Raw genomic sequence first — 26,459 nt, 5'->3', positions numbered from 1 at the left:
CAGGCGCGCCGGCGCAGCGTGTCCAGGAGGACGGCCAGCGCGATGACGACACCGATGACGACCTGCTGCCAGAAGGCCGAGACCGACAGCAGGTTGAGGCCGTTGCGGAGCACCGCGAGGATCAGCGCGCCGATGAAGGTGCCCGAGGCCTTGCCGACGCCACCGGAGAGGCTGGCACCGCCGATGACGACCGCGGCGATGGCGTCGAGTTCGTATCCGTACGCCGCCTGCGGCTGTGCCGAGGCCAGCCGGGAGGCGAGGACGATGCCCGCGACGGCCGCGAAGCCGCCGGACAGGGCGTAGATGACCAGCTTCTGGCGCTTGACGCGGATGCCGGAGAGCCGGGCGGCCTCCTCGTTGCCGCCGATCGCGTACATGGTGCGGCCGATGTACGTACGCGCCAGGATCACGGCGGTGATGACGCCCATCGCGATCATCACCAGGACCGGAACCGGGAGCCAGCCGCCGATGGTGGTGCCGAGCTTGGACACCGAGTCGGGGAAGGCGATCGGGCTGCCCTGCGAGATGACCAGGGACAGGCCCCGGCCGACGGACAGCATGGCGAGGGTGGCGATGAAGGGCGGCAGCTTGCCGAAGGAGATCAGTGCGCCGCTGACCAGGCCGCAGGCGATGCCGGTGCCGATGGAGAGCAGGACCGCGATCCACACCGGGAGGCCCTGGTTGGTGGCGGTCCAGGCCAGGACGGTGGCGGAGAGCGCGGCGACGGAGCCGACCGACAGGTCGATGCCGGCCGAGACGATGACGAAGGTGACGCCGAAGGCCAGGATCGCGGTGACGGCCGCCTGGACGCCGACGTTGAGGAGATTCTGGGTGGTCAGGAAGTCGCCGGACAGCAGCGACATCGCCACGGCCAGGACCACCAGGGCGCTGAGGGCGCCGTTGTTGAGGAGCAGGCGGCGCAGGGCGGCGGCGCTGCCCGTGCCGGTACCGCTTTTGAGCGTGTCAGTGGCCACGGGAGCCCTCCACATCCTTTGCGTTCGCGTTGACTGCCAGGGCCATGACGGCGTCCTGGGTGGCTTCGTGCGCGGGGAGTTCGCCGGCGAGCCGGCCCTGGGACATCACCAGGACGCGGTCGCTCATACCGAGCACCTCGGGGAGGTCGCTGGAGATCATGAGGACGGCGTGCCCGGAGGCGGTCAGCGCGTTGATCAGTTGGTAGATCTCGACCTTGGCGCCGACATCGATGCCGCGGGTGGGCTCGTCGAGGATCAGCACCTTGGTGTCGGCCAGCAGCCATTTGCCGATGACGACCTTCTGCTGGTTGCCGCCGGACAGCGTCCGTACGTGCTGGTGCAGTCCCGCCATGCGGACCTTGAGCTGTCCGGAGATCCGGTCGGCCGCCCGCCGCTGCCCGGCCCGGTCGACGAAGCCCGCACGGGTGGAGCGGCGCAGGGTGACCAGGCCGAGGTTCTCCTGCACGGTGGCGTCGAGCACCAGGCCCTGGCCCTTGCGGTCCTCGGGGACCAGGCCGATGCCGGCGTCCATGGCGGCGTTCACGTCGTGCCGGGGGAGCCGCCTGCCCTGGACCTCGACGGTGCCGGAGTCGTAGGGGTCGGCGCCGAAGACGGCACGGACGACCTCGGTGCGGCCGGCCCCGACCAGGCCTGCCAGGCCGACGACCTCACCGGCCCTGACCTCGAAACCGATGTCGTGGAAGGTGCCGGCCCGGGTGAGGCCGTCGACCTTGAGCAGCGGCGCCCCGGCGTCGGCTCGTTCGCGCGGGTACTGCTGCTCGATGCTCCGGCCGACCATCAGCCGTACGAGTTCGTCCTCGGGGGTGCCGGCCGGGACCTGGGCGACGCTGCGGCCGTCGCGCAGGACGGTGACGCGGTCGCCGAGGGCGGCGATCTCCTCCAGATGGTGGGTGATGAAGACGACTCCGACGCCGTCGTCACGCAGCTTCCGTACGATCCGGAAGAGCTTCTCGACCTCTTCGCTGGTCAGGACGGCGGTCGGCTCGTCCATGATCAGGATGCGGGCGTCGAGGCTCAGTGCCTTGGCGATCTCGACCATCTGGAGCCGGGCGATGCCCAGTTCGCGTACGCGGGTGGTCGGGTCGACGTCGATGCCGACGCGGGCGAGGAGCACGGCCGCGTCCGCGTTCATCCGCTTGCGGTCGAGGAAGCCGAAGCGGCGCGGCTGCCGGCCCAGGAAGATGTTCTCGGCGACGCTGAGGTCGGGGACGAGGTTGAACTCCTGGTAGATGGTGGCGATGCCGAGCCGTTCGGCGTCCTGTGCGCCATGGATGCGGGCTTCGGTGCCGTCGACCAGGATGCGGCCGCCGTCGGGGCGGTTGGCGCCGGAGAGCATCTTGATGAGGGTGCTCTTGCCGGCGCCGTTCTCGCCGAGGAGGACGTGGACCTCGCCTCGGCGCAGGTCGAAGTCGACGCCGTCGAGGGCCACGACGCCGGGGAAGACCTTGCGTACGCCTTCCATGCGGAGGAGCTCGGTCTGCTCGGTCCGCGCGGTTTTCTCGGTCGTGCTCAAGAGGTGCTCCCTTCGGACTCGCCGCACGAACGGCGCACCACGAGGCGGGCGGAGACGGTGACGGACGGCGCGGGGCGGCCCTCGACGCGGTCGATCAGCGCGCGGACGGCGGCGCGCCCGAGTTCGCCGGTGGGCTGGGCGATCGCCGTGATCGGGGGGTCGGTGTGCAGGAACCACGGGATGTCGTCGAAGGCGGCGAGTGCGATGTCGTCGGGGACCCGCAGCCCGCGGGCGCGGATCTCGTCCATCGCGCCGAGCGCCATGAGGTTGTCCGCCGCGAAGATCACGTCGGGGGGTGTGGACAGGTCCAGGAAGCGGGCGGTGGCCCGGCGGCCGCTGGCGGCCTGGAAGTCGCCTTGGCCGATGTGGTCGTCGGGCAGCGGCAGTCCGTGTTCCTGGAGCGCGTCGCGGAAGGACTCGATGCGCTCGCTGCCGGTGGTGGTCGCCGCCGGGCCCGCGATGATGGCGAGCCGCCGGTGGCCGAGCGCGTACAGGTGGGCGACCAGGTCCCGGACGGCGTCGCCGCCGTCGGTGCGGACCACCGGTACCTCGGGGCCGATGCCGGGGATCCAGCGGTCGACGAAGACCATCGGGGTTCCGGCCCTGGCGGTTTCCAGCATCAGGGGGGAGCCGCCGTCGGTGGGGCTGACCAGGAGCCCGTCTATGCGGCGGTCCAGGAGGGTGCGTACGTGGTGGTCCTGGAGCTCCGGCTGCTCGTCGGCGTTGCCGATGATCACGCTGTAGCCCAGCGCCCGGGCCTCGTCCTCGACGGAGCGGGCCAGCTCGGTGAAGAACGGGTTGAGTACGTCGCTGATCACCAGCCCGAGCGTGCGGGTCTGGTCGGTACGCAGTGAGCGGGCCACCGCGTTCGGCCGGTAGCCGAGCTCGGTGACCGCCGCCAGCACCCGGGTGCGGGTGTCCGGGCGGACCGACGGGTGGTCGTTGAGGACGCGGGAGACCGTCGCGACCGAGACACCCGCGCGGGATGCCACGTCCTTGATGCTCGCCACCGTCCACCTCCTTGTGGAATCGATTACAAGGAGCATTGGAATCGATTACATGGCAGAGGACAAGACCCGGAAACCTGATCGTTACCTTGCCGTGCCCTTCCGCGCTGAGTTATCCACAGGCTCCGAGCGGGTTGTCGGCGCTCGGCGGTACCTTCGGATCAGTTCATTCGACGACGCCGGCGCGTGGGGAGGAGGCCCTGGCTGTGGGGGAGTTCACGATGGCCGTCCTCGAGGGCGTCCTCGAGCGGATCACGTATGCAAACGAGGACAACGGCTACACGGTCGCGCGGGTCGACACCGGCCGGGGCGGCGGCGACCTGCTGACCGTCGTCGGCGCACTGCTCGGCGCCCAGCCGGGCGAATCCCTTCGCATGGAGGGCCGTTGGGGCTCCCATCCGCAGTACGGCAAGCAGTTCACCGTCGAGAACTACACGACGGTCCTGCCGGCCACCATCCAGGGAATTCGCCGGTATCTCGGCTCCGGGCTGATCAAGGGCATCGGCCCGCGCATCGCCGACCGGATCGTGGAGCACTTCGGCACCGACACCCTCGATGTGATCGAGGGGGAGCCCAGGCGCCTCATAGAGGTCCCCGGGCTCGGCCCCAAGCGCACCAAGCTCATCGGCGCGGCCTGGGAGGAGCAGAAGGCCATCAAGGAGGTGATGGTCTTCCTCCAGGGGGTGGGGGTCTCCACCTCCATCGCGGTCCGGATCTACAAGAACTACGGCGACTCGTCGATCTCCGTGGTGAAGAACCAGCCCTACCGACTGGCCGCCGATGTCTGGGGTATCGGCTTCCTCACCGCCGACCGGATCGCCCAGGCCGTCGGAATACCGCACGACAGCCCCGAGCGGGTGAAGGCCGGGCTGCAGTACGCCCTCTCGCAGGCGACCGACAGTGGGAACTGCTTCCTGCCCGAGGAGCGGCTACTCGCCGACGCCGTCAAGCTGCTGCAGGTCGACGCCGGGCTGGTGATCGACTGCCTGGCCGCGCTGGCCGACGAGGAGGGTGTGGTCCGTGAGGCGGTGCCCGATCCGGAGGGCGGCGATCCCATCCGGGCGGTCTACCTGGTGCCGTTCCACCGGGCCGAGATCTCGCTGGCCGGCTCGCTGCTGCGGCTGCTGCGCGGCACCGAGGACCGGATGCCCGCCTTCCGGGACGTCGAGTGGGACAAGGCCCTGGCCTGGCTCGCCGACCGTACCGGGGCCGATCTCGCGCCCGAGCAGCAGCAGGCGGTGCGGCTGGCCCTGACCGAGAAGGTCGCCGTGCTCACCGGAGGGCCCGGCTGTGGCAAGTCCTTCACCGTGAAGTCGGTGGTGGCCCTGGCCCAGGCGAAGAAGGCCAAGGTGGTGCTCGCCGCTCCCACCGGGCGGGCCGCCAAACGGCTGGCGGAGCTGACCGGCGCCGAGGCCTCGACCGTGCACCGGCTGCTGGAGCTGAAGCCGGGCGGGGACGCCGCGTACGACCGGGACCGGCCGCTGGACGCCGACCTGGTGGTGGTCGACGAGGCCTCGATGCTGGACCTGCTGCTTGCGAACAAGCTGGTCAAGGCCGTGCCACCGGGCGCCCATCTGCTCTTCGTCGGGGATGTGGACCAGCTGCCCAGCGTCGGTGCGGGCGAGGTGCTGCGCGACCTGCTCGCCGAGGGCGGGCCGGTCCCGGCGGTCCGGCTCACCCGGATCTTCCGCCAGGCCCAGCAGTCCGGTGTGGTCACCAACGCCCACCGGATCAACTCGGGGCTCCATCCGGTCACCCAGGGCCTGCCGGACTTCTTCCTGTTCGCCGAGGAGGACTCCGAGGAGGCCGGCCGGCTCACGGTGGATGTCGTGGCCCGCCGCATCCCGCAGAAGTTCGGCCTCGACCCGCGCCGGGACGTCCAGGTCCTGGCCCCCATGCACCGCGGCCCCGCCGGCGCCGGCGTGCTGAACGGGCTGCTCCAGCAGGCCGTCACCCCCGCCCGCCCCGATCTGCCCGAGCGGCGCTTCGGCGGCCGGGTCTTCCGCGTCGGCGACAAGGTCACCCAGATCAGAAACAACTACGACAAAGGGGCGAACGGCGTCTTCAACGGCACGGTCGGGGTAGTCACGTCGCTGGACACCGTTGAGCAGAAGCTCACCGTCCGTACCGACGAGGACGAGGAGATTCCGTACGACTTCGACGAGCTGGACGAGCTGGCGCACGCCTACGCGGTGACCATCCACCGTTCCCAGGGCAGTGAGTACCCGGCGGTGGTGATCCCGGTCACCACCGGGGCTTGGATGATGCTCCAGCGCAATCTGCTTTACACGGCCGTCACCCGTGCGAAACGGCTGGTCGTACTGGTCGGCTCGCGCAAGGCCATCGGTCAGGCGGTCCGCACGGTGTCGGCGGGCCGGCGGTTCACGGCGCTCGACCATCGGCTCTCCGGAGCGGCAAAATAGGCACTGGGTGCCAGCTATCGGCCCGATGGACGACCCCGAGTGCACGAGGCCGCGCCAAATGGGGGACAGTAGGGGTAGTCAGGGCACCTCGAAACCTCGATGAAGAGGCCACGACGTCGGTGAGGGAATGACGTGAGCGACAACTCTGTAGTACTGCGGTACGGGGACAACGAGCACCGCTACCCGGTGATCGAAGGAACCGTCGGCGACAACGGCTTCGACATCGGCAAGCTGCGTGCCGACACCGGTCTGGTCACCCTGGACAGCGGCTACGGCAACACCGCGGCCTACAAGTCCGCGATCACCTACCTCGACGGCGAGCAGGGCATCCTGCGGTATCGGGGTTACCCGATCGAGCAGATCGCCGAGCGTGGCTCCTTCCTGGAGACCGCCTACCTGCTGATCAACGGCGAGCTCCCCACTGTGGACGAGCTCTCCACCTTCCGCGGCGACATCACCCAGCACACCCTGCTGCACGAGGACGTCAAACGGTTCTTCCAGGGCTTCCCGCGCGACGCCCACCCGATGGCCATGCTGTCCTCGGTCGTCAGCGCGCTGTCGACCTTCTACCAGGACAGCCACAACCCGTTCGACGAGAAGCAGCGCTACCTCTCCACGATCCGCCTGCTTGCCAAGCTTCCGACGATCGCGGCCTACGCGTACAAGAAGTCCATCGGCCACCCGTTCGTCTACCCGCGCAACGATCTCGGCTACGTCGAGAACTTCCTGCGCATGACGTTCGCGGTGCCGGCCGAGGAGTACGAGCTCAACCCGGTCGTGGTCGACGCCCTGGACAAGCTGCTCATCCTGCACGCGGACCACGAGCAGAACTGCTCGACCTCCACCGTGCGCCTGGTCGGATCCTCGCAGGCCAACCTGTTCGCCTCCATTTCGGCGGGCATCAACGCGCTGTGGGGCCCCCTGCACGGCGGCGCCAACCAGAGCGTCCTGGAGATGCTCGAAGGCATCCAGGCCGCCGGCGGCGATGTGGACTCCTTCATCCGCAAGGTGAAGAACAAGGAGGACGGCGTCCGCCTGATGGGCTTCGGTCACCGCGTATACAAGAGCTTCGACCCCCGCGCGAAGATCATCAAGTCGGCCGCGCACGATGTCCTCTCCGCCCTCGGCAAGTCCGACGAGCTCCTTGACATCGCCCTCAAGCTCGAAGAGCACGCGCTGAGCGACGAGTACTTCATCCAGCGCAACCTCTACCCGAACGTGGACTTCTACACCGGCCTGATCTACCGGGCCATGGGCTTCCCGAGCACCATGTTCACCGTGCTCTTCGCGCTCGGCCGGCTTCCCGGCTGGATCGCCCAGTGGCACGAGATGATCAAGGAGCCCGGCTCCCGTATCGGCCGCCCGCGCCAGATCTACACCGGCGTCGAGATCCGCGACTTCGTCCCGGTCGAGGGTCGCTGACCCGAGGCGCCCTCGCCTCAAAAAATACCGAGCGTCGAAAAAGAGAAGCGCCCCGCGCCCAATCCCCCCACGGGTTGGACACGGGGCGCCCCTCGTTCCCCGGAGCGGCTCCCCCCACGGGGCCGTACCGGGCGTTCTTTGGGTGCGTTCGCCTTGACCGGGATCAAAGCGTCCGGGAGGGCCGCTCAAAGCTCTCCGGGCGCTTCGCCCCGGGCAACACGATCGGGCTGTCCCCCAAAGACAACCCGCTCATCATCTCACCGAGTCCGCCGGGAGCCCGGTGTCTTCGCTCGGATAGACCCGCCTCTAGACCAAAAGGTTACGTTCCAGCCAGTGTGATCTGCATCTCTATGGTCATTTCGGGCCCGATACCGACCCCCGGTGAAGCCCTGAGGACGGCGTCCCGTAGCGTGCTGTCCCTCCTTGAGGGGCGGAGAGTGATGTCGGAGAACGCGAGTACGGGCCGGAACGTCGTTGTCACCGGCGGAGGGACGGGCATCGGGCGGGCGGTGGCCACCCGGTTCGCGGAGGCGGGCAGCCATGTCACCATCGTCGGCCGCCGTCGTGAGGTCCTCCAGGCCACGGCCGAAGAACTACGTACCAAATACGACCTTGACGTGACTCCGGTGGCCTGCGATCTCGCCGATCCCGATGATGTCGAGGCCGTGCTGACCCGCCTGCCGCGTCGTATCGATGTCCTGGTCAACAACGCGGGCAGCCGTGAACTGGCGATCGGCGCCGGCCCGCACGGGGTGCTCGCCCGTTGGCGCGGTGACTTCGAACGCAATGTCCTGACCGCCGTGCTGGTGACCGAGTCCGCCCGGGACCGCTTTCCCGAGGGCGGCCGGGTGATCACGGTGACCTCGGTGGCGGCGCTGCGCGGCGGCGGTTCGTACGGGGCCTCCAAGGCCGCGCTGCACGCCTGGAACCACTCGCTGGCCGCCCAGCTCGGCCCGCAGGGCGTGACCTGCAATATCGTCGCCCCCGGCACGGTGGCCGGCACCGAGTTCTTCGGCGCGCGGCTCAACGACGCGGAGCTGACCCGGCGGGCCGGACGGACCCTGATCGGGCGGGTGGGGCGCCCGGCCGACGTCGCGGCCGCCGTGATCTTCCTGGCCTCCCCGGAGGCCGGCTTCATCACCGGCGAGATCCTGCAGTGCAACGGCGGCGAACTGCTCGGCCGCTGACCGTCTCCGCCTCCGACCGCTCCACTCGCCGTAGTACCTGTACTCCCTGGGGACGAGTGGGCCAGACCGCGCTGCCCCCTGAGGATGACGGAACCTTGGGAAACCCCTGGGAATGCCCCTAATCCTGGTGGAATCCCGTTGCTCATCCCCTCCTGTCCCTGCGAGCTTGGACGAGGACGGACGCGCCAAAAGGGGAAGAGGGGTGGCGACGTGGACGTTGCAACATTCGTGTCGTCATTCGACTTCACGGCAGGCCTGGACGCGTATCTGCGCGACGGCCACGTGATCCTGGCGTACGCGGTGCTGGCAGCCACCACCGCGCCCCCGCTGGTGCCCAATGCCGCTCTGCTCGTCACCGGCGGGGTGTTGGCTGCCGAGGGCCGGCTGAGCATCGCGCTGGTGCTGCTGGTCGTGGCCGGCAGCGCGCTGGCCGGAGACCTGCTGATCCATCGCACCGGCCGGGCGGTCAGTGGACGGATCCTCACCAGGCTCTACCGGCGGCCCCGGCGCCGTGCCCTCCTCGACTGGGCCAGCACCCGGATACAGCGACATGGGGTGCCCTTCGTGGTCGGGGTGCGCTTCCTGCCCAGCGGCCGGCTGTTCGGCGGGCTGGCGGCCGGAATCATGCGCTATCCGGCCCGGCGCTATGCGATCGGCGCGGGCCTGGCCGAGGCGGTCTGGGCGACGTACTCGGTGGGGCTCGGCTACTTCGGCGGTCTCGCCACCTCCAATTCGCTGTACGCGGTCGGGCTCGGGCTGGGTGTCTCGGTGCTGGTCGCGGCCCTGGGCGCGCTCGTCCAGTGGATCTCCCGGCGGCGCGGAGGCGACGTGCAGGGCGCCGAGCTGGTGGTGGCCGCGGGTGGTGGGGCAGTGGTGCCCGGCATTCCCGGCCAGTCGGCGGAGGAACAGGCCGTACAGCCCGAGAAGGTGGGCGGCGGGCAGTCGGTCTGACGGGCGGGGGCGGGGAGCCCCAGGTCCGCGGACTCAGCTCATGGAGTGGTCCAGGGCGCGCAGCAGGGTCAGCAGTGCCGTGTTGAGCGGCGTCGGTATGCCGTGCCTCTCGCCGGCCCGCACGACCACGCCGGTGATGTGCTCATGCTCCAACGGGCGCCCGGCGAGCCGGTCGTAGAGCATCGAGGTGCCGCCGGCGGCCGGATTCATCGCGTACAGGTCGAGGGTGTCGCGGACATCCTGCTCGCCGATCTCCGCGCCCTCCGCGCGCGCCACGGCGACGGCCTCGCCCAGTACGTCGGAGGCGAGCCGGGCCATGTCCGGCTCGGCGAAGACGTCCACGCGGCGCTCGGTGAGCGCGGTGAGCGGATTCGCCGCCAGATTGCTGAAGAGCTTGCGCCAGGCGGCGGTGGTGAAGTCGGCGGTGGTGCGCACCTCGATGCCGCTGCCGTCGAACAGCGCGGCGAAGCGGTCGGCGAGGCCGCCCTCGGGGACCAGCAGGGCGTTGCCGACGTGGTGGGTGATCCGGCCGGGTGCGGTGCGCTCGGCGGATATGTAGACCAGGACCGGGAGCACGTCGGTGCCTTCGGGCAGGAGCGGCGCCACGCGCTCGACGTGGCCCACCCCGTTCTGCAGGACGGCCACGCGGGTGTGCGGGCCGACCAGCCGGCGCAGCCATTCGGCAGCGCTCCCGGTGTCCTGGGCCTTGGTCGTGACCAGCACCCAGTCGGCGGGACTCTCCCGCTCCGGCCGCGTGGCGATGCGCACGGGGGAGTGGAGCACCTCGCCGTCCGTCTCGACCGCGAGCTTGTCGATGGGTGTGCGTACGCACAGCGTCACGTCGTGTCCGGCGAGCTGTGCGAGAGCGGCGGTGAAGCCGCCGATCCCACCCGCGCCGATCACCGCGAAGCTTGTGGCCGCGGCAGTGTCGCTCATGGAGTCGACCATAGGCCCGGGGTCGGACAATCCGGAGTCCGGGCCGTCAGGTTTTCGGCAGTTGTAACGCCGGGCGGTTGCGACGCGGGGCGGTTGTGAGGTCCGGCGGTTGTGAGGTGCGGCAGTTGTGAGGTCGGGCGGTTGTGAGGTCGGGCGGTTGTGAGGTCAGGCCAGGGCTACCGGGCCGCTGCCGACGTGCGGGGCGAGGTAGCCGTACAGCGCCTTCTTCAACTCGGCGACGTACGCGTCCCGCTCCGCTCCTTCGTGCGCCAGCACCAGGGCGAGGCCGGCCTTGAACAGCCCGAAGGACATCGCGGCGACGCGGGAGCGCTCGGCCGGGGAGAGGCCGGGGGAGCGCAGGCCGATGAGGGTGTCGACACGCTGGAGCAGGGAGCTGTGGAGGGCGTCGTGCGCCTGGGCGACCCCGCCGGGGACGTCGCCGTCCTGGGCGAGGGCGAGGAAGACGGGGTTCTCGCAGTTGAAGGCGATGAAGGGGTCGACGACGACGTCGATCATCCGGTCCAGCGGCAGGGCGGCGTTCTCGGCGGTGAACAGCTCGCCATGGGCCTCCTGCATCCGGTGGATGAGAGTGCCGCCCAGCTCGATCGCGATGGCTTCCTTGTTGGGGAAGAACTGGTAGAGCGTGCCGGGGGAGACGCCTGCCTCGCGGGCGATCGCGTTGGTGCTGGCGGCGGTGTATCCGACCTTGCCGAACACCTCGGCCGCCGCCTCCAGAAGCTGCGCCGCGCGCCGCTCGCCGCGTGCCTGCCGACGGCGTGGCTTCTGCTCCTCGGACACGGACACGTGTAATCCCCAATCAGTGTTGACAAATGCGAGACACCGCTCGCATTCTGGAGAAACACGAGTGATCGCTCGTGTTCTCCACCGCCAGTTTACGGCGGTTCCAGGGGGAGGGGACACCTCTGTCATGCCTGATGTCAACCGCGAGCGTGCGGTAGGGGGCTGGACCAGGGTCGTGACGGCCCGGCCACGGCTCACCCTGCTGCTCGCACTGCTCTTCACCGCACTCGCCGTGGTCGCCGGGAGCGGTGTCGCGGACCGGCTGGCCAGCGGTGGCTGGGAGGCCCCGGACTCGCAGTCGTCCTACGCGACCAAGGCGCTCGAGCGGTACTTCCCGAACTCGCAGCCCAATCTGATCCTGCTCGTCAGCAGCCGTGGGGCCGGTGTCGACGACCCCGGGGTCGCGGCCGAGGGGCGGGCTCTCGCCCACGAGCTCGACGCCGACAAGGCCATCACCGGCGTCACCTCGTACTGGGACACCTCGGCTCCCGCGCTGCGGACCGAAGGCGGCGGCGAGGCGATGATCGCGGCCCGGATCGGCGGCAGTGACGATGCCGTCACCAAGGCCCTCGACCGCATAGCGCCCGAATTCCGGGGCAAGCACGGTCCGGTCGAGGTGAAAATCGGCGGGTTGGCAGAGGTTCGCAACGAGATGCAGAGCACCATCAAGGAGGACCTGGCGCGTGCCGAGCTGATCGCGCTGCCGGTGACTCTCCTGCTGCTGGTCATGGTCTTCGGCAGCGCAGTCGCCGCCCTGCTGCCGCTGGGGGTGGGCATCGTCGCCATCCTGGGGACCAATGCCGTGCTGCGCGGTATCACCTCGTTCGCCGATGTCTCGATCTTCGCGCAGAATCTGACCACCGCCCTGGGGCTCGGACTCGCCATCGACTACGCCCTGTTCATCGTGCGGCGCTTCCGTGAGGAGTTGGCCGCCGGCGCCGAGCCTCGTCAGGCGGTCGCGACCACCCTGCGCACGGCCGGGCGCACCGTGCTCTTCTCGGCGCTCACCGTCGCCGCCTCGCTGGCCGCGATGTTCCTCTTCCCTCAGTACTTCCTGCGCTCCTTCGCCTACGCGGGGATCGCGGTCGTCCTGCTGGCCGCCGCGGCCGCGCTGGTCATCCTGCCCGCCGCCCTGGTGCTGCTCGGCCACCGGGTCAACGCGCTCGACCTGCGCAAGCTGCTGCGGCGCCGCCAACCCAACCCCCAGGCGGAGGGCGGCTACGGGCGGCTGGCCAGGCTGGTGATGCGCCGGGCGCCGATCTTCGCCGTGGGCACGGTCGCGGTCCTGGTGCTGCTCGGACTGCCCTTCCTGCGGGTGCAGTTCGGCACCGCCGACGACCGCCAGTTGCCCGCCACGGCGCAGGCCCATGTCGTCCAGCAGCACATACGGGACGAGTTCCCCGGCAATCCCGGCGGCGAGATCACCGTCCTGGCCGAGGGCAGCCCGACCGCTTCCCAACTGGCCGACTACAGCTCGCGGCTCTCGGCGCTGCCCGGCGTCGTCTTCGTCGACGGCCCGGCCGGTCAGTACGCGGGGGGCAAGCGGACCGCTGCGCCCGGGCCGGCCGAGGCCGCCCGCAGCTCGGACGGTGCGGCCTACCTCACCGTGCTGCCCAAGGGGGAGGCCGTGGACGCGGCCAGCCAGGCGCTGGTCGGTGGGATACGGGCGGTGGACCCGCCGTTCCGGGCCTCGGTCACCGGCACGGCCGCCGTCCTGGTGGACACCAAGCACGTCATAGCCGAGCGGCTGCCATGGGCGGCCGGCATGATCGCGGCGGTCACCCTGCTGCTGGTCTTCCTGCTCACCGGCAGTGTGGTGATCCCCCTTCAGGCGGTGCTGCTCAATGCGTTGAGCCTCACCGCGATGTTCGGTGCCGTGGTCTGGGTGTTCCAGGACGGGCATCTGTCGGGGCTGCTCGGCTTCAATGCGACAGGCAGTATCGAGACCACGCTGCCCGTGCTGATGTTCTGTGTGGCCTTCGGACTGTCCATGGACTACGGCGTCTTCCTGCTCTCGCGAATAAAGGAGGAGTACGACCGCACCGGCGACCACCGGGCCTCGGTGGTCTTCGGGGTCCGGCGCACCGGAGGGCTCATCACCGCCGCCGCCGTGATCCTGGCCGTCGTCATGGTGGCCATCGGGACCTCGCGGATCGCCAACACCAAGATGCTCGGCCTCGGTATCGCGCTGGCCGTGCTGATGGACGCGATGGTGGTCCGCACCCTGCTGGTGCCGGCCGTGATGCGGCTGACCGGCCGGGCCACCTGGTGGGCGCCGCGCGGGCTGCGTGCTCTGCACGACCGCTTCGGCCTCAGCGAGGGCGGCGGAGGGACGGCGGAGGTCCCGCGTCGCGAGACGGAGCGGGACCCCGAGCCCGTCAACTCTGCCTGACCTCCTCGCTTCTTTCGGTCGACCATCAGTCGGGATCCCGGCGGCCGCGGTTACCGGGCCGCCGGGAGCTCCAGGCGCGGATCGTGTCCGCGTACCAGAAGGGCTTGCCGCCTTCGACCACATCAGGCGAGGGAAGGTGTCCGTGCTTTCGGTAGGAGCGCACCGTGTCGACCTGCACCCTGATGTGCGCGGCGATCTCGGCGTATGACCACAGTGTCCGATCGGTCATCTCGAGTGCCTCCCTCTGAAACGGCTGTCGGAGCGTCAGCTTTGTGGGGACAAACGACACGCTTTGTGGGCCGAACGGGCCTGTTGGCCATCTGTTACGCGGATCCCGCGTAACAGTGACAAAAGTAGCGATCTCCGTACGCATCCTCGGCGGCCCCGAAGTCATCGCCACCGGCAAGGAACTCGCGGCCCTCGACGCCCGTGTCTGGTTCCCGCGCTCGACCCGGCCGTCCGTGCGTGCCGTTGCCACCCCTGCACCGGACGTAAAACCGCACGACCGTGCGGCAGCCCAGACGTAGGGTCGATCGCGTGACGCCGACAAACGCGACGAACCCCTTCTTCAGCCCGAGCACGCTCCCGTACGGGCTGCCGCCCTTTGCGGAGATCCACGAGGAGCACTATCCGCCCGCCTTCGAGCGCGGCATGGCCGAGGAACTGGCCGAGGCCCAGGCTGTGGCGGCGAGCGAGGACCCGCCGACGTACGAGAACACCATCGAGGCGCTGGAGCGCTCGGGGACACTGCTGCGACGGGTCTCGCATGTGTTCTTCAACCAGGCGTCGTCGGACACCAACCCGGAGGTGCAGGAGATCGAGGCCCGGATCAGCACCCAGCTCGCGGCCCACCGCGACGCGATCCACCTCGACCCGGCGCTCTACGGCCGGGTCCGCGCGCTCTTCGACACCCGGCACGAACTCGGCCTGGACGCCCAGTCCCTGCGGCTGCTGGAGCGCTACCACACCCGGTTCGAGCGGGCCGGCGCCCGGCTCCCGGAGGCCGGCCGGCAGCGGCTGCGCGAGCTGAACGCGGAGATCGCCACGGCCTCCACCGCCTTCGAGCAGAACCTCTTCGCCGACACCAAGGCCGCCGCCCTGGTCCTCGACAGTGCCGACGAACTGGCCGGGCTCCACCAGGGCGCCATCACCGCCGCCGCCGAGAACGGCCGCGCCCTCGGACACGACGGCACGTACGTCCTCAGCCTGAAGAACTTCTCCAACCAGCAGGAACTGGCGGCCCTGGACCGCCGCGACGTACGCGAGCGCCTCCTCACCGCTTCCCTCGGACGCGGCCTCAGCGGCCCCAACAGCAACCGCGACCTGGTCGTGAAGCTGGCTACGCTGCGCGCCGAACGCGCCGCCCTCCTCGGGCACGACAGCCACGCCGCCTACGTCGTCGCCGACCAGACCGCCGGCACCACCGAGGCCGTCACCGAGATGCTCGGCCGCCTCGTCCCGCCCGCCGTCGCCAACGCCGAACGTGAGGCCGCCGCGCTGGCCGCCGCATCCGGCCTGGACGAAATCGCCGCCTGGGACTGGGCGTACTGGTCGGAGAAGGTCCGCAAGGCCGAGTACGACATCGACTCCGCCGCCATGCGCCCCTACTTCGAGCTCGACCGGGTGCTCAAGGACGGCGTCTTCCACGCGGCCGGGCTGCTCTACGGGCTGAGCTTCACCGAACGCCCCGACCTCACCGGCTACCACACCGACGTCCGGGTCTTCGAGGTCTTCGAGGAGGACGGCTCGCCGCTCGGCCTCTACCTGGGCGACTTCCACGCCCGGGCCTCCAAGCGTGGCGGCGCCTGGATGAACAACCTCGTCGACCAGTCAGGGCTGTTCGGCGAGCACCCGGTCGTGGTGAACAACCTCAACATCGCCGAGCCCGCGCCCGGCGAGTCGACGCTGCTGACCTTCGACGAGGTCAACACCCTCTTCCATGAGTTCGGGCACGCCCTGCACGGCCTGTTCTCCGATGTCCGGTATCCCTTCTTCTCCGGCACCGCCGTCCCGCGCGACTTCGTCGAATACCCCTCCCAGGTCAACGAGATGTGGGCGGTCTGGCCCGAGATCCTGGCCAACTACGCCCGCCACCACGAGACCGGCGACCCGATGCCGCAGGAGCTGGTGGACCGGATAGAGGCCGCAGACCGCTTCGGCCAGGGCTTCCGTACGGTCGAGTACCTGGCCGCGACCCTGCTCGACTGGGCCTGGCACACCATCCCGGCGGGGGCCGACCCCGGCGACGCCGAGGCCTTCGAGGCCGCCGCGCTGAAGGAGGCGGGCCTGGCGCTGCCCGCCATCCCGCCGCGCTACCGGTCCACGTACTTCGCGCACATCTTCTCCCATGGCTACAGCGCCGGTTACTACTCCTACATCTGGAGCGAGGTGCTGGACGCCGACACCGTCGAGTGGTTCAAGGAGAACGGCGGACTGCGGCGCGAGAACGGCGACGCCTTCCGCCGCGAGCTGCTCTCCAAGGGCGGCAGCGTCGACTCGCTCACCGCCTTCGAGGCCTTCCGGGGCCGGGCGCCGCGCATCGAGCCGCTGCTGGCCCGCCGGGGGCTCACGGGCTGAGCGGCTCTCCAGCCCCGCTGCAGCCGGGTTTGACAGCGTGGACGGCAGCGGACCGCGGAGTCAGACGGAGGGAGTCACGGTGTCCCAGGAAAGCGTGATCAAGGTCAGCGGAGACCTTTACGCGGAGGTGCAGACGTTCTACGCGCGGCAGATGCGACGGGTGGACGCCCTGGACATCGAGGGGTTCGCCGCGACCTTCACCGAGGACGGCGTCGTGGTGCACGCCGGCGGCCGACGTCAGGAGGGCCGGGAGGAGATGCTGGCCGGGATGCTGGCGAGCCTGCCGCGCTACCGCGACATCGCCGTACGGCACTGGTTCGGCCACGTCGTCATCGAACCGGCGGACGACGGCACGATCGGCACCTCGTACTACACCCTCGTGAGCCAGACCGACCGCGAGGGCAAGGTGTCCTTCCAGCCGACGTTCACCGTGGAGGACGTCCTGGTGCGCGGGCCGGGCGGCGGGCTGCTGACCCGTTCGCGCGTCATCCACCAGGACGCGCCGCCGCTCTTCGAAGGCGTGTGAACCCCCGATCGGCAGCAGCAACACAAACAAGGGGCCTGCACCCAGCAGGCCCCTTCTTTGATTTCTTTGATGCCGGTCTCGCGCACGCCGGTCAGTCGATGCCACGGCAGATGTGCCGTTCCTCCTCGTCGTCGTCACCCACTCCCGGCAGCCGCAGATCCGGTGCCTCGGGCTCCTCCAGCAGTACCGTCACAACCCCACTCCCCTCACGTTCCCGTCACGCGTGGCACGTCGGCAGGCCGCCGTGGAACACGCACATCTCCTTGAAGGACTCGGCCACGTCGATCCGTTCGCCGGGCGGCAGCCCCTGGAGTTCCGCGTAGGCGCGGTGCAGATTGCCCACCAGCCGCTCGGAGTCCAGCAGCCGCCCGTACGCCCCCAGGTCGGCGCGCCGGGCCGTCTCCAGCGCCGAACGCCCGTCCCGCAGGCCCTCCTCGGCGAGCTGCCGCACCCGGCGCAGATACGACTCCGTGAGGTCCAGCACCTCGGGGCCGCCGACCGGGCCGTGGCCGGCCACGACCGTACGGGGCCGCAGGCTGCGCATCCGCTCCAGCGCCCGCAGCGAACCGGACACCGAGCCCATCAGCACATAGGGCGTGACCCCCGACCACGCCACGTCCCCGGTGAAGAGCACCCCGCGGTCCGGGACCCAGGCCACCACATCGGTGGCGGTGTGGGCCGGCCCGAGGTGGAGCAGCTCCACGCGGGGCGCGGTCCGGCCGCCGGTGTGCAGGGTGAGCCCGTCCCGGAAGGTGAGGGTCGGCAGGGTCAGCGGGGTCTCGCCCCACTCGACCTCCGGCCACAACTGCCGCAGCCCGAGACCGGCCTCGGCGATGTCGGCGCGGGTCCCCTCGTGGGCGACGATGGTCGCGCGGGGCGCGAACTGGCCGTTGCCGAAGACATGGTCGCCGTGGAAGTGGGTGTTCACCACGGTGTCCGGGCCGTCCGGCGCGACCTGCCGGACGGCCTCGCGCAGCCGCCGCGTACGGCCCTCGGTGGCGGCGGTGTCGACGAGGACGGCGCCGCCGTCGCCGACCACCAGGCCCGCGTTGTTGAGGCACCAGCCGCCCGGCGGCTGCACCCAGGCGTACACGCCCTCGGCGACCTCCTCCAGGGCGGGCGGCGCCGCGACGACGGTGCCCGTGGCCGTGCCGGCAGCCATACCCGTGACCGTCGTCATGACGCCTCCGGGAGCCGGGCGTAGCCGCCCTGGTGGAAGACCAGCGGACGGCGGGAGTCCACGCCGGCCTCCAGGGCCACCACGCGGCCGATCAGCAGGGCGTGGTCACCGGCGACGTGCTCCGAGTGCAGCTCGCACTCGAACCAGGCGGCGGCGGACGGGAGTACGGCATTGCCGGTCACGCCCGGCACCGCGCCGAGGCGGCGCATCGCGAGCTCGCCCTCCGGCCGGTCCGGGCGGCAGAACAGGGTGGACAGGTCCAGCTGCGCCTCGGCCAGGATGTTCACGGCGAAGCTTCCGGCTCGGGCCACGCGCGGGCGCATCCGCCCGTCCGCCTTCACGGAGACCAGGAGCAGCAGGGGGTCGAGGGACACCGAGGTCAGGCTGTTGAGGGTCATCACGATGGCGTCGTCGCCGCTGCCCTGGGTGAGCAGGGTGACTCCGGTGGGAAAGCGGCCCATCGCGGCCCGGAAGGCGGCGACATCGGGACCGGCCTCGGGCGCGGCGAGCAGCGTGGTTGCCGCTTCTGTCATGGTGGGGCTCCGTCTCTGCGTCTCTGCGTTTCTGCCTGGAGGCGTTTCTGCCCGGAGGACCGGACAGCGTTCCTGCCGGGCGGACAGCGGGTCGCGGGTATCAGTAATTGCCGAGGCCGCCGCAGACGTTGAGCGCCTGCGCGGTGATCGAGGCCGCCACGTCCGAGGCCAGGTAGCCGACCAGGCCGGCGACCTCCTCGGGGGTCGAGTAGCGGCCGAGCGGGATCTTGGCCTCGAACTTCTCCTGGATGGACTGCTCGCTCACGCCGTAGTGGCCCGCGTAGCCCTGGCGTACGCGCTGGGCCATCGGGGTCTCGACATAGCCGGGGCAGACCGCGTTGACGGTGATGCCGGTCTTCGCGAGCTCCTTGCCCACGGCCTTGGTGAAGCCGACGACGCCGTGCTTGGCCGCCGAGTAGGGCGCGGCCAGTTCGACGCCCTGCTTGCCGCCGGTGGAGGCGATGTTGATGATCCGGCCCCAGCTGCTCTCGCGCATCCGGCCGGTGCTGAGCACCTCGCGGGTGACCCGGAAGGTGCCGTTGAGGTTGATGTCGATCACGTCGAGCCAGAGGGAGTCCTCGATCTCGGCGGTCACCCCGCCGCCGCCCCGGCCGGCGTTGTTGACCAGGATGTCGATCCGGCCGTAGCGCTCCACGGCCGCGCGCACCGCCTCCCGTACCTGCTCGGTGGAGGAGACGTCGCACACCGCCCCGTCGACCTCCAGGCCTTCCTCCCGCAGCCGCTTGACCACGGTGCGCACGCTCTCCTCGCCGCGTGCCACCCCGAAGACCGCGACCCCCTGCCGCGCCAGCAGCTCGGTCACGGCGAGGCCGATCCCACTGGTGGCACCCGTGACGAAGGCGACCCGTCGTACCGCGTCTGTCATCGTGCTCTCCTGTTCTCGAGCCTGTGAGCCTCTGATCCTGCGGAGTCCGTCGAGCGCGTGGAGTCCGTGGGAGTCCGTGGATGCCGTGAGTACGTGCAACCGGCCCCGACCGTCGCAACGGCTGCTCGCTCGTATCTCGAACCCCGCTGGAGACCGAACTCGATCCGCCCTCCATGTCGTGTCGAGCGCCTCGCGCGAGCGTGGGCGGACATGGACTGACGAAGGAGGGACCGTGCCCGAGCAGGCCGAGCAGCAGATTCCCGACGTACGCAAGCAGGTGGTCGTCGCAGCGACGACCGAGCACTGCTGGAAGGTCTTCACCGAGCGGCCCAAGGACTGGTGGCCGCCCTCCCATGTCCTGGTGCGGAAGGAGCGGGCCGGCCTCGCCTTCGAACCGGGCGTCGGCGGCCGCTACTACGAGTGGGACGTGGACGGCAACGAGATCGCCTGGGGCCGGATCCTGGAGTGGGACCCGCCGAACCGCCTGGTCATGACCTGGCGGATCGACGGCCGCTGGCAGTCCATCCCCGACGACGAGCGGGCCAGCGAGATCGAGGTCCAGTTCACGGCGGTCGACGCGAGCACCACCAAGGTCGAGCTGTCCCACGTCAAGTTGCACAAGCACGGCGAGGGCGCCGAGGGGATCTTCCGCGCGCTCGACGGACCGAGCCCGGGGGAGACCCTGGACCTCTTCTCCAAGGCGATCTGACGGGAGTCATGACGATGCCTGCCGACACACGGACGGGCCTGACCGAGGCCGCCGAGAAGATACGTGTCCTCGCCGCCCAGCACGCGGACGGGGCCGACCGCAGCCGCGCCATGCACCCCGACGTCATCGCCGCCCTGCGCGAGGCCGGCTTCGCCCGGCACTTCGTGGCCGCCGGACTCGGCGGCACGGAGGGCTCGTTCGCCGAGCTGACCCGGGCCGTCATCGCGGTCGGCGAGGGCTGCCCGGCCACCGCGTGGTGCGCCTCGCTGAGCGCCTACTCGGCGCGCTTCGCGAGCCACCTCCCGCAGGAGGGGCACCGGGCGCTGTGGGGCGACAGCCCCGACACCGTGATCGCCACCGCGCTCATGCCGGCCGGCCGGGCACGCCCCGCCGATGCCGGGGGAGGCTGGCTGCTGAGCGGCCAGTGGAGCTATGTGAGCGGCATCGACTTCGCCGACTGGGCACTGGTCTGCGCCGCCGTGCCCGGCGGCGACGGCGACGGCCCGCCGCGGGCGCGCTTCTTCGCGCTGCCCGCGGGGTCGTACGCCGTACGCCGGACCTGGGACAGCGTGGGCATGCGCGCCACCGGCAGCCACACCGTGGTGGTCGAGGACGTGTACGTCCCGGCGTATCTGTCCTTCGACCGTACGGACATGATGACCGGCCGCAACGGCGGCTCGGTCGTCTCCTCCCACAACGTGCCCTTCCAGGCCGTTGGGGGCCTCACCTTCATCGCGCCCGTGGTCGGCGCCGCCACCGGCGCGCTGGACGCCGCCGCGGCGACCATGACCGGGCGGCGGCGCAACCACGCCAACGAGCTCGCCCTGGTGCGGGTCTCCGGCCGGATCGACTCGGCGCGTCACCTGGTCGAGCAGAACGCCCGCGTCCTGGACGAGCGGCTGTTCACCCCAGAACACATGGCGCGCAACGAGCGCAACGCCACCTACGCGGCCGAGACCCTCGCCGAGGCCGTCGCCCTGCTGATCCGCGCCGCCGGCACGGCCGGCCTGGGAGAGGCACAGCCCCTCCAGCGCCTCTGGCGGGACATCACCTCGGCGAGCAGCCACGTGGCGCTGCAGTACGACACCGCCGCGCGCAAGAACTACTCGGCGGTCCTCCTCGGTCCCGAGGCGTGAACGCCTGCCTGACCACAATCCCTACGGAGGTGTCACCTTGACTGCCCCTCAGGAAACGGGCGTCTGCCCCTTCCCCTTCCCCGGCACGACGTACCGGGGCCCCGCCCCCGAGTACGCCCGCCTGCGCGAGGAACAGCCCGTGGCCAAGGTGCCCACCGCAGGCGGTGTGGACGCCTGGCTGGTGAGCCGGTACGAGGATGTGCGGGCGGCGCTCGCGGATCCCCGGCTGAGCCGGGCGGAGACCTGCAAGCCGGGGGCGCCCCGGATCGGCGGGTCGATGACCACGACGGCCGAGATGATCATCTCCCTCGACGCGCCCGAACACTCCAGGCTCCGCAAGCTGGTGGCCGGGGCCTTCACGATGCGCCGGGTGGAGCGGATGCGCCCCGGCGTCCAGAAGGTCGCCGACGAGCTGCTGGACGACATGGAGGCCAAGGGCGGCCCCATTGACCTCGTACAGCAGCTGACGGTGCCGCTGCCGCTCACGGTGATCGGCGAGCTGCTCGGGGTGCCGCCGGAGGACCTGCGGAAGTTCGAGGGCTGGGCGCGGGCCTTCGCCACGGTCGACGACCGGGCGGGCGGCGAGGAGTCGATGGAGGGCCTGGCCAGGCTCAGCGAGTACATCGTCGGGCTCATCGCGGAGAAGCGCGCCAACCCCGCCGACGACATGCTCTCCGACCTGATCGCGGCCCGCGACAACGACGACCGGCTCAGCGAGCAGGAGCTGGTGACCTTCGGCTTCACGCTCATCGGGGCCGGCTTCGACACCACCGCCAACCAGCTCGCCAACTCCGTACTGGCGCTGCTCGCCGACAGCCCGGAGCAGTGGCGGCTGCTGGCCGAGGACCGCTCCCGGATCCCGCTGGCCGTCGAGGAACTGCTGCGGCACGTCAACCTCTTCGCCACCGACACCTCCGGGTTCCCGCGCATCGCCGCCGAGGACCTGGAGATCGCCGGGGTGAGCATCAGCGCCGGCGATGTCGTCCTGCTCTCGCTCGCCTCCGCCAACCGCGACGAGACGGTGTTCCCCGACCCCGACCGGCTGGACGTCACCCGCGAGCGCAACCCGCACATCTCCTTCGGCCACGGCATGCACTACTGCCTCGGCAAGCATCTGGGCCGGATGGAGATGGAGATCGCCCTCGACGGCCTGATCCGGCGTTTCCCGGATCTGCGGCTGGCCGTCCCGCAGGACGAACTGCCCTGGCACACCGGCGAGATCAACCACACCCTGACCCGCCTCCCGGTCACCTGGGGGAAGTGACCCCCGGGCTCGACGCGAAGGTCCCGGACGCCGATCCATCAGGCGTCCGGGACCTTTTCGTGTGGCGTGTGGCGTGTGGCGCGTTGCAAGGGGAAACGCCTGTGGCCGCCTCCGGGGGACGGAAGCGGCCACGGGCGAGGTGCGCTGTGCGGGTCAAGAGGTGCTGGACGACACCCAGGTGGCGACGCTGCTGACCGCGATCGGGCCGGCGATGTTGACGTCGGCGCCGTCGTAGACCTGGGCGTAGGCGCGGGTGGAGAAGTGCGTTCCGCGTATCTGGCCCAGGTGGATGGCGCGTACTGTGCCGATGATCGCGCCGTCGGCCGCGCCGGGGTGCGTGACGTACATGGAGAAGGCGCCGTTCTTGCCCTCGTTCCAGAAGCCCGTGGCCTGGAAGAGCGGCTTGCCGTCGTCTCCCAACCCACCGCCGTCTCCGGTCAGCTTGTGGTCCGGGTGGAAGACGAAGCGCGCGGTGGTCGTGGTGGCGCCGCTGGGAGCCTGGATGGTGACCGTCAGATCCCAGGTACCGGCGAGCGCCTTCTGGACGACGGCCGGGTGGTGCTCGACGGCGGCATGCGACGGCACCGCCGACACACCGACGAACGCCGCCACCATGGCGATCCAGAGGCCGAGGATGCGCAGGCCCACATGGCGCGGATGGGGCTGCGGACGGGACTGTACCGCCGTGGCTGTGCTGTCAGGCATGAACTGGCCTTTCTACGGGAGCGGTTGAAGGTGATGCGGACTGCAGGACGTAGGTCTTGAGGTCGAAGCCGGGACGCCCGGCCTCGCGCGGCGTCAGCCCGGTGCCGGCGGCCAGCAGCCGGCGCACGATGGCGTGGTCGGCGGGCCGGTTCACCGACTCCGCCCCGGTGAGCCGGCCTTCGCGGAAGCACAGGACGGAGAGGCGGTCCCCGTCCGGTTCGCCGAGGGTCACCGTCGTGTCGTGGTTGCCGGTGAGCCCGGCGATCTGCAGGCGCAGCGCGTACTGCTCGGACCAGAACCACGGGACGGCGCCGTACGTGACGTCCTCGCCGCAGATCGCCGCGGCCACGCAACGGGCCTGGTCGGAGGCGTTCTGTACGGACTCCAGGCGGAGGTGGCGGCCGGCGTGCGGGCTCGGGAAGCGGGCGCAGTCACCGATCGCGCTGATCGCCGGATCGCTGGTCCGCAGCCGGGCGTCGACGATGACGCCGTCGCCGACGAGCAGACCCGCGGCGGCCGCGAGGTCGGTGTTCGGCAGCACTCCCACGCCGACGACGACCAGGTCGGCGGGGATACGCTCGCCGCCGTTCAGCTCGGCCTCGCGGACGTGCCCGGAGGCGTCCTCGTGCAGCGCGACCAGCTCTCGCCGCATCAGGACCCGGGTGCCCTGCGCGCGGTGCTCGCGGACGATACGGGCCGACATGACGTCGGTGACCACGCGGGCCATGGCCCGGTGCGCGGCCTCGACGACCGTGACGGTGTGGCCGAGTTCGCGCGCGGTGGCGGCGACTTCGAGGCCGATGAAGCCGGCGCCGACCACGACCACGTGGAGGCGGCAGGCGGCGGTGAGCGGCCCGCGCAGCCGTTCGGCGTCCTCGACCCCGCGCAGGGTCAGGACGCCGGGGAGCAGGGCGCCCGGCACGGGCAGGGTGCGGGGGCGGGCGCCGGTGGCCAGCACCAGCTCGTCGTACCGCAGGGAGCGGCCGGAGGAGAGCGCGACGGTGCGGTCCTCCGGGTCGATCAGCTCCGCCCGGTCACCGCTGACCAACTCGATGTCCTGGTCGGCGAAGAAGGATCCGGGCCGCAGTTCGAGCTCCTCGCCGGCGGTGGCGCCGGTGAGGTAGCCCTTCGACAGCGGAGGCCGCTGGTACGGCAACACGCTCTCGTCCCCGACCAGGGTGATACGGCCGGTGAAACCGCGGCCGCGCAGGGCGGCCGCGGTGTCGGTGCCGCCCTGGCCCGCACCGATGACGACAACTGACGGCGCGGCCATCAGGACTGCGTCTCCGGAAGATGGACCACCAGACCGTCGATCGCGTCCGAGACCGGGAGCTGGCAGCTCAGGCGGCTGTTCTCGCGGCGCGGGCTGGAGGTGCCGTACAGGACGTCGTCCTCGGACTCGTGCATCTCCGGCAGCGGTACCGTACTGGCTTCGTTGATGTAGACATGGCAGGTCCCGCACTGGGCGGAGCCACCGCACTGGGCCTCGATGCCCGCGATGTTGTTGATCTTGGCGCCCCGCATGACCGTGTTGGGCGCGGGCACGTCGACCACGGTCTCGGTGCCGTTCGGATGCTTGTACGTGATCTTGGCCATGGCGCTCCTCGGGGAATGTCGGCCGGGCGTATGGCGTGGTGGCTTTGCCAGCCCGGGCACCGTGGCAGCGAAAACTGGGGGAGCGGTCGAGCAGCACTGGAAGGTGGTCTTCCAGGCGTGCCCCACCGCGCGTCGAGCCGGGGGCGGCAGCGTCGCCCCATGACCGCATCGACGTTGCGGACCTCCTCCGCGCCCGCCGAGGCCGGCACCCGGCTCGGCCTGGTGCTGGCCGTCTGCTGCCTGGGCCAGTTCATGAACGTGCTGGACGCCTCGGTGGTGAACGTGGCGCTGCCCGTCATCGCCGGCGACCTGGGCTTCACCCGTACGAACCTGCAATGGGTCAACAACGCCTACACCATCGCCGTCTGCGGCTTCCTGCTGCTGGGCGGACGACTGGCCGACCTCTTCGGCCAGCGCCGCGTCTTCCTGTCCGGGGTCGGGCTGTTCACCCTCGCCAGCGCCGTCGGCGGCCTCGCCGGCAGCCCCGTGACGCTGGTGCTGGCCCGCGCCTTCCAGGGGCTCGGGGCGGCGGTCATGGCGCCGGCGACCCTCACCGTGCTGGGCACCACCTTCACCCGGCCGGCCGCCAGGGCACGGGCCTTCGGCTTCTGGAGCGCGGTGTCAGGAGCCGCCGGGGCGATCGGCGTCCTGGTCGGCGGGGTGATCACCCAGTGGCTGTCCTGGCGCTGGATCCTGCTGGTCAACGTCCCCCTGGGGCTGCTGCTGTTCGCCGCCGTCCGCTGGGTCGTCCCCGAGACCCCCGGCAGCCGGGGCCGCCGCGGCGGCCTGGACATCCCGGGCGCCGTCACCGTCACCCTCGGCCTGATGGCCACCGTCTACGGCGTCGCCGGATCCCATACCCACGGCTGGGGCTCCCCCCAGGTGATCGGCGCCCTCGCGGTCGGCGTTGGGCTGCTCGGGCTCTTCGTCCTGCTCCAGGCCAAGGTCTCGGCGCATCCGCTGGTGCCGCTGGGCATCTTCCGCAACCGCTCCGTGGCCGCCGCGAACCTGGTCGCCTTCTTCGGCATCGCCGCGCTCTTCAGCACCTTCTACTTCTTCACGCTCATCCTTCAACAGGTGCTGGGCTACAGCCCGTTGCGTACCGGCGTGAGCTACCTGCCGATGTCCCTCGGGCTCGCCATCGGCGGCTGGGGCATCTCCTCCCTCGTCCCGCGCACCGGCCCACGCCCGGTGCTGCTGGCCGGACTCTCGCTGGGCTGCGCCGGACTGCTGTGGCTGTCCCATGCCGACGAGCACGCGACGTTCGCCGCCGACCTGCTCGGGCCCGCCCTGCTGATCGGCTTCGGCATGGGCGTGGTACTCAACGCCACCACCAACGCCGCCACCGCCGGCCTGCCGCCCCGCCAGGCAGGGCTCGCCTCCGGGCTGCTCAACACCACCCGCCAACTCGGCAGCGCCGTCGGCCTCGTCACCCTCGCCACCCTCGCCGCCTCCCGCACCTCTGCCCAGGCCGCCCACGGCGCCCCCCTCGGCCACGCCCTCGCCTCCGGCTACGGCCTCGCCCTCTACGGCGCCGCCCTCTTCAGCGCCGCCGGCCTGGTGGCAGCCCTCGCGGTGCCGGTCCGGAATGCGTCCAGTGCTGCTCAAGCAGGTGACGGGAGCCTGGTGTCCTGACCTCGAAGGCCGACGGTGCGCCTGGATCTGCGGTGCCGGGTCGGCGAGTGAGCCGAAGCGGAGCGGTCGCTGTCGAAAAAGAGAA

General features: G+C 70.8%; 23 protein-coding genes and 1 pseudogene. 12 read left to right on the top strand and 12 right to left on the bottom strand.

All coding sequences use genetic code 11. The features are described from left to right. Window positions 1-2: 2 nt before the first annotated feature. From ACFXJ5_RS16075 to ACFXJ5_RS16065, 3 genes and pseudogenes are all read right to left on the bottom strand, one after another. Window positions 3-974: pseudogene (locus ACFXJ5_RS16075) on the bottom strand (ABC transporter permease); the annotation flags it as partial. Next, window positions 964-2,457 (bottom strand): sugar ABC transporter ATP-binding protein, encoded by a 1,494-nt coding sequence (locus ACFXJ5_RS16070; RefSeq protein ID WP_384631074.1) that lies wholly within the window; start codon window positions 2,455-2,457, stop codon window positions 964-966. The pseudogene ACFXJ5_RS16075 and the gene ACFXJ5_RS16070, both read right to left, overlap by 11 nt. A gap of 47 nt (window positions 2,458-2,504) precedes the next feature. Next, on the bottom strand, window positions 2,505-3,518 hold the full coding sequence (locus ACFXJ5_RS16065) for a LacI family DNA-binding transcriptional regulator (protein WP_384631004.1): 1,014 nt from the start codon (window positions 3,516-3,518) through the stop codon (window positions 2,505-2,507). A 218-nt stretch (window positions 3,519-3,736) separates the two neighbouring features. On the opposite strand from ACFXJ5_RS16065, the gene recD2 reads away from it, so the two are divergent. The 4 genes from recD2 (at window position 3,737) to ACFXJ5_RS16045 (ending at window position 9,498) form a co-directional block, all read left to right on the top strand. Further along, a complete protein-coding gene (recD2, locus tag ACFXJ5_RS16060) occupies window positions 3,737-5,938 on the top strand; it encodes an SF1B family DNA helicase RecD2 (protein ID WP_384631073.1) in 2,202 nt (733 codons plus the stop codon). 132 nt (window positions 5,939-6,070) lie between these two features. Beyond that, window positions 6,071-7,360: a citrate synthase gene (locus tag ACFXJ5_RS16055; protein WP_384631003.1), complete on the top strand. Its 1,290-nt coding sequence runs from the start codon at window positions 6,071-6,073 to the stop codon at window positions 7,358-7,360. Window positions 7,361-7,800: 440 nt separating this feature from the next. After that, window positions 7,801-8,547 (top strand): SDR family NAD(P)-dependent oxidoreductase, encoded by a 747-nt coding sequence (locus tag ACFXJ5_RS16050; RefSeq protein ID WP_384631002.1) that lies wholly within the window; start codon window positions 7,801-7,803, stop codon window positions 8,545-8,547. Between the two features lie 210 nt (window positions 8,548-8,757). Further along, the gene (locus tag ACFXJ5_RS16045) at window positions 8,758-9,498 is read left to right on the top strand and encodes a DedA family protein (RefSeq protein ID WP_384631001.1); all 741 of its coding nucleotides are present in this window, start codon (window positions 8,758-8,760) and stop codon (window positions 9,496-9,498) included. A gap of 33 nt (window positions 9,499-9,531) precedes the next feature. Here ACFXJ5_RS16045 and ACFXJ5_RS16040 read toward each other — a convergent pair whose 3' ends face one another. Beyond that, entirely contained in the window at window positions 9,532-10,434 is a 903-nt protein-coding gene (locus tag ACFXJ5_RS16040; protein ID WP_384631000.1) for a 2-dehydropantoate 2-reductase, read from the bottom strand. 165 nt (window positions 10,435-10,599) lie between these two features. Beyond that, window positions 10,600-11,238 carry a TetR/AcrR family transcriptional regulator gene (locus ACFXJ5_RS16035; RefSeq protein ID WP_384630999.1) on the bottom strand — a complete coding sequence of 213 codons (639 nt, stop codon included), beginning with the start codon at window positions 11,236-11,238 and terminating at the stop codon, window positions 10,600-10,602. A gap of 124 nt (window positions 11,239-11,362) precedes the next feature. On the opposite strand from ACFXJ5_RS16035, the gene ACFXJ5_RS16030 reads away from it, so the two are divergent. Beyond that, a complete protein-coding gene (locus ACFXJ5_RS16030) occupies window positions 11,363-13,627 on the top strand; it encodes an MMPL family transporter (RefSeq protein WP_384630998.1) in 2,265 nt (754 codons plus the stop codon). 25 nt (window positions 13,628-13,652) lie between these two features. Here the strand turns inward: ACFXJ5_RS16030 and ACFXJ5_RS16025 are convergent, their stop codons facing one another. Further along, window positions 13,653-13,856, bottom strand: a complete 204-nt coding sequence (locus ACFXJ5_RS16025; protein WP_384630997.1) for a MarR family transcriptional regulator — start codon at window positions 13,854-13,856, stop codon at window positions 13,653-13,655. A gap of 115 nt (window positions 13,857-13,971) precedes the next feature. On the opposite strand from ACFXJ5_RS16025, the gene ACFXJ5_RS16020 reads away from it, so the two are divergent. The 3 genes from ACFXJ5_RS16020 to ACFXJ5_RS16010 all read left to right on the top strand — a co-directional run bounded on the left by ACFXJ5_RS16020 (window position 13,972) and on the right by ACFXJ5_RS16010 (window position 16,730). Then, window positions 13,972-14,154, top strand: coding sequence for a hypothetical protein (locus ACFXJ5_RS16020; RefSeq protein ID WP_384630996.1), 183 nt, complete (start codon window positions 13,972-13,974; stop codon window positions 14,152-14,154). 10 nt (window positions 14,155-14,164) lie between these two features. After that, on the top strand, window positions 14,165-16,204 hold the full coding sequence (locus ACFXJ5_RS16015) for a M3 family metallopeptidase (RefSeq protein WP_384630995.1): 2,040 nt from the start codon (window positions 14,165-14,167) through the stop codon (window positions 16,202-16,204). 79 nt (window positions 16,205-16,283) lie between these two features. Beyond that, the gene (locus ACFXJ5_RS16010) at window positions 16,284-16,730 is read left to right on the top strand and encodes a nuclear transport factor 2 family protein (RefSeq protein ID WP_384630994.1); all 447 of its coding nucleotides are present in this window, start codon (window positions 16,284-16,286) and stop codon (window positions 16,728-16,730) included. A 217-nt stretch (window positions 16,731-16,947) separates the two neighbouring features. Here the strand turns inward: ACFXJ5_RS16010 and ACFXJ5_RS16005 are convergent, their stop codons facing one another. The 3 genes from ACFXJ5_RS16005 to ACFXJ5_RS15995 form a co-directional block, all read right to left on the bottom strand. Further along, the gene (locus ACFXJ5_RS16005) at window positions 16,948-17,910 is read right to left on the bottom strand and encodes an MBL fold metallo-hydrolase (RefSeq protein ID WP_384630993.1); all 963 of its coding nucleotides are present in this window, start codon (window positions 17,908-17,910) and stop codon (window positions 16,948-16,950) included. Further along, complete coding sequence (locus tag ACFXJ5_RS16000) at window positions 17,907-18,443, bottom strand: flavin reductase family protein (RefSeq protein ID WP_384630992.1); 537 nt, start codon at window positions 18,441-18,443, stop codon at window positions 17,907-17,909. Before ACFXJ5_RS16000 ends, ACFXJ5_RS16005 begins: the two co-directional genes overlap by 4 nt. A gap of 100 nt (window positions 18,444-18,543) precedes the next feature. Further along, on the bottom strand, window positions 18,544-19,329 hold the full coding sequence (locus tag ACFXJ5_RS15995; protein WP_384630991.1) for an SDR family NAD(P)-dependent oxidoreductase: 786 nt from the start codon (window positions 19,327-19,329) through the stop codon (window positions 18,544-18,546). A gap of 232 nt (window positions 19,330-19,561) precedes the next feature. Between ACFXJ5_RS15995 and ACFXJ5_RS15990 the strand changes: the two genes are divergently transcribed. Genes ACFXJ5_RS15990 through ACFXJ5_RS15980 form a run of 3 tightly spaced genes read left to right on the top strand, consistent with a single transcriptional unit; the run spans window position 19,562 to window position 22,438 of the window. After that, a complete protein-coding gene (locus ACFXJ5_RS15990; RefSeq protein ID WP_384630990.1) occupies window positions 19,562-20,038 on the top strand; it encodes an SRPBCC family protein in 477 nt (158 codons plus the stop codon). A gap of 14 nt (window positions 20,039-20,052) precedes the next feature. After that, window positions 20,053-21,174 carry a hydrolase gene (locus ACFXJ5_RS15985; RefSeq protein ID WP_384630989.1) on the top strand — a complete coding sequence of 374 codons (1,122 nt, stop codon included), beginning with the start codon at window positions 20,053-20,055 and terminating at the stop codon, window positions 21,172-21,174. 37 nt (window positions 21,175-21,211) lie between these two features. Further along, window positions 21,212-22,438 (top strand): cytochrome P450, encoded by a 1,227-nt coding sequence (locus ACFXJ5_RS15980; RefSeq protein WP_384630988.1) that lies wholly within the window; start codon window positions 21,212-21,214, stop codon window positions 22,436-22,438. Window positions 22,439-22,591: 153 nt separating this feature from the next. Here the strand turns inward: ACFXJ5_RS15980 and ACFXJ5_RS15975 are convergent, their stop codons facing one another. Genes ACFXJ5_RS15975 through ACFXJ5_RS15965 form a run of 3 tightly spaced genes read right to left on the bottom strand, consistent with a single transcriptional unit; the run spans window position 22,592 to window position 24,739 of the window. Next, entirely contained in the window at window positions 22,592-23,143 is a 552-nt protein-coding gene (locus ACFXJ5_RS15975; RefSeq protein WP_384630987.1) for a hypothetical protein, read from the bottom strand. After that, window positions 23,136-24,416, bottom strand: coding sequence for an NAD(P)/FAD-dependent oxidoreductase (locus ACFXJ5_RS15970; RefSeq protein WP_384630986.1), 1,281 nt, complete (start codon window positions 24,414-24,416; stop codon window positions 23,136-23,138). The genes ACFXJ5_RS15975 and ACFXJ5_RS15970 overlap by 8 nt, the downstream gene beginning before the upstream one ends. Then, window positions 24,416-24,739, bottom strand: coding sequence for a 2Fe-2S iron-sulfur cluster-binding protein (locus ACFXJ5_RS15965; RefSeq protein WP_384630985.1), 324 nt, complete (start codon window positions 24,737-24,739; stop codon window positions 24,416-24,418). The genes ACFXJ5_RS15970 and ACFXJ5_RS15965 overlap by 1 nt, the downstream gene beginning before the upstream one ends. Before the next feature lie 159 nt (window positions 24,740-24,898). Here ACFXJ5_RS15965 and ACFXJ5_RS15960 point away from each other — a divergent pair, with 159 nt between their 5' ends. Continuing rightward, window positions 24,899-26,374, top strand: a complete 1,476-nt coding sequence (locus ACFXJ5_RS15960; RefSeq protein ID WP_384630984.1) for an MFS transporter — start codon at window positions 24,899-24,901, stop codon at window positions 26,372-26,374. Window positions 26,375-26,459: the final 85 nt, after the last annotated feature.

The organism is Streptomyces sp. NPDC059373 (assembly GCF_042751495.1).
Lineage (GTDB): Bacteria > Actinomycetota > Actinomycetes > Streptomycetales > Streptomycetaceae > Actinacidiphila.
The sequence above is the reverse complement of the archived record's forward strand: the minus strand, read 5'-3'. Positions and strand labels throughout refer to the sequence as shown.